2 protein-coding genes are annotated in these 2,297 nt (G+C 68.8%); both read left to right on the plus strand.

Features of this window, described 5'->3' with window-relative positions; genetic code table 11:
- Window positions 1–181: 181 nt before the first annotated feature.
- Window positions 182–1,087 (plus strand): N-acetyltransferase, encoded by a 906-nt coding sequence (locus CCN33_RS09220; RefSeq protein WP_086693052.1) that lies wholly within the window; start codon window positions 182–184, stop codon window positions 1,085–1,087.
- A gap of 357 nt (window positions 1,088–1,444) precedes the next feature.
- Window positions 1,445–2,014, plus strand: coding sequence for a hypothetical protein (locus CCN33_RS31920; RefSeq protein ID WP_167387809.1), 570 nt, complete (start codon window positions 1,445–1,447; stop codon window positions 2,012–2,014).
- Window positions 2,015–2,297 lie beyond the last annotated feature (283 nt).

Raw genomic sequence — 2,297 nt, forward strand, 5'->3', positions numbered from 1 at the left:
TCCTTGTCCGTCTCGGGCGTCCCCCTACTGTGGCGCGAGCACGCCCGAGACGGACAAGGAAGGAGGCGAGCGTCATGTACATCACCCCGCACGCGCGCTCCCTCCACTCCGTCGTCCGGGTGTGCATCATCTGACCGGACCGGGAGCGCCACCACCACAGGCACATCTCCCGGAGGACACCTTGACCGCACCGGTCATCCGCACGCTCGACCCGAGCAGTGCCCACCTGTTCCACGACCAGCCCGACCCGCTCGGCCTGAGTGCGCGGCACCGCGCCACCCACTACCGCCCCGACTGGCAGCGCGTCGCCCTGCGCGACGGGCGCCCCGTGGCCCGCGCCGCCTGGTGGGGCCGCGCCGAGGACCCCGCCCCGCTCGTGATCAACTGGTTCGACGTGGCCGAGGGCGAGGAGGCGGCGGGCGCCGAACTGCTGCGCACCGCGCCCTGGGCCACCCCGGAGCTCGAACTCGACCTCCCGCCGGGCTGGCGCGACGACCCGGCCCTGGCCGCCGCCGTCGCCACCCGCACCGCCGCCGCCCGCATCGCCGGGTACGAGCCCCTCGTCGAGCGTTTCATCTACCGCTGGACCCCCGACCTGGGCCTGCCCGAGCAGCCCGGCCGCCTGGAGTTCACCCCGGAGCCGGACGACGAGGTCTTCGTGGACGCCCTGCGCCGCATCCACTCCGTCACCCTGGACGCCCACGCCCGGCGTGCCATCGAGAAGGGCGGTGTGGAACTGGCCGCCCAGGAGGAGCTGGACTTCTTCCTCTGGTGCCCGTCGCCCCGCGAGTGGTGGCGCGTCGCCCGTACCCCCGAGGGCGAGATCGCCGGTATCCATGTCCCGGCCCGTAACCCCGCGGGGCCCTGCGTCGGCTTCATCGGCGTGGTCCCCGAGCAGCGCGGCCACGGCTACGCCTACGACCTGCTGGCGGACTGCACCCGCTTCCTCGCCGCCGAGGGCGCCGACTTCATCGCGGCCGCCACCGACCAGGGGAACTTCCCGATGGCCGCCCACTTCACCACGGCCGGCTATCCGGTCGTACGGGAACGCGTCAACTTCTGGGCGGACGGGACACCGGCCGGCTAGGGTCTTTCGTTTGGATCAGGCCGGATCAGGGAGCGGTGCCAGACCCCGCGAGCCCGGCAAGATCCAAACGAGAGGCCCTAAGTGCCCTCTGAAGTTCCTCGACATAGAGGCGGCCCCTGAACTGCCCTTTTCGCAATTCAGGGGCCGTTGTCGTGGGAGGGGAGCACTTGCAGGACCAGGCGTAGGCGACGAAGACCGGCCGACGGGACGAACCAACTACGGTTCCTGAACCGCAGGTACCCGATTGGGCTCGCGGAATCACACCAGAGATACATCCGAAATGCCGGTCATAAGAGCTGTCGGTACGTTCATCGCAGGTCGGTGCCCGCCGCCGTCCCTCCGACAGAGAGAAGTGACATGCCTCCGCATATTCATGCTGTGGTTGGCACCGGAATAGGAGCGACCGCCCTTGCAGCCGCCGGCATCATCTACGCCCCGACCGTCGAATCCACCCCGGCCCACCAATCCGTCCACCGAGTGGTCCGGCCGGCGCACCAAGCGGCCCTGCCTGTCCACCGAGCCGCTCCTGTCGCGGCTCCCTCGGGCGACAGGAGCAGTGCGAGCAACGAGGGCCGCGACGAGGGCGGACGCGACTACGGCCACAAGGAAGACGGAAAGATCTACTTCAACGAACGTACGTACTCCGCATCCGCCGACGGCTGCATCACCGCGGCCAGCTCCAGCAGCTTCTACGTTTTCAATGACAGCCGGCGGACCGTCGAGGTCTTCCGAGGCTTCCACTGTGCCGGTTCTCCGGTCGCCATCGTGGGTCCCCACGACGAGACCTCTGGCAGTGTGTCCCGTACCGACCTCGTCGGTATGTTCGGTGACGAGGGCACTGCACCGCGTATTGACCTCGTCGGCATGTTCGGTGACGACGGTGTCGTGGCCAGCTTCCGGGTGATCAAAGACCACGACGAGTGGTGACGGCGGCGCCCCGCGCAGAGAAAGACCCTGGCCCCCTGATATCCACAGCCGACTGGTGTCGCGGGTTCGAATCCTGCCAACGTACGGCACGGCGCCGGACGCGACGAAGGGCCAGCCCGGGAGACAAACCTCCTGCGCCGGCCCTTCGGCCTGTGTCCTGCCCGGAGACGGTGGGGCATAAGGCTGATGGATCACTATGGATGGAACGCGGGGGAACGGCATGAATCCCTCGGTGAAGTCGGTGAACGTCATGGTGGTGTCCAGCCGGACCTCCGCGTACTGC

It is taken from the genome of Streptomyces recifensis, from assembly GCF_002154615.1.
Classification (GTDB): Bacteria; Actinomycetota; Actinomycetes; order Streptomycetales; family Streptomycetaceae; genus Streptomyces; species Streptomyces griseoluteus.

What these genes read in the sequence shown, in the direction of transcription:
- CCN33_RS31920 (WP_167387809.1), top strand. Translation starts at nt 1,445, where the DNA reads ATGCCTCCGCATATTCATGCTGTGGTTGGCACCGGAATAGGAGCGACC.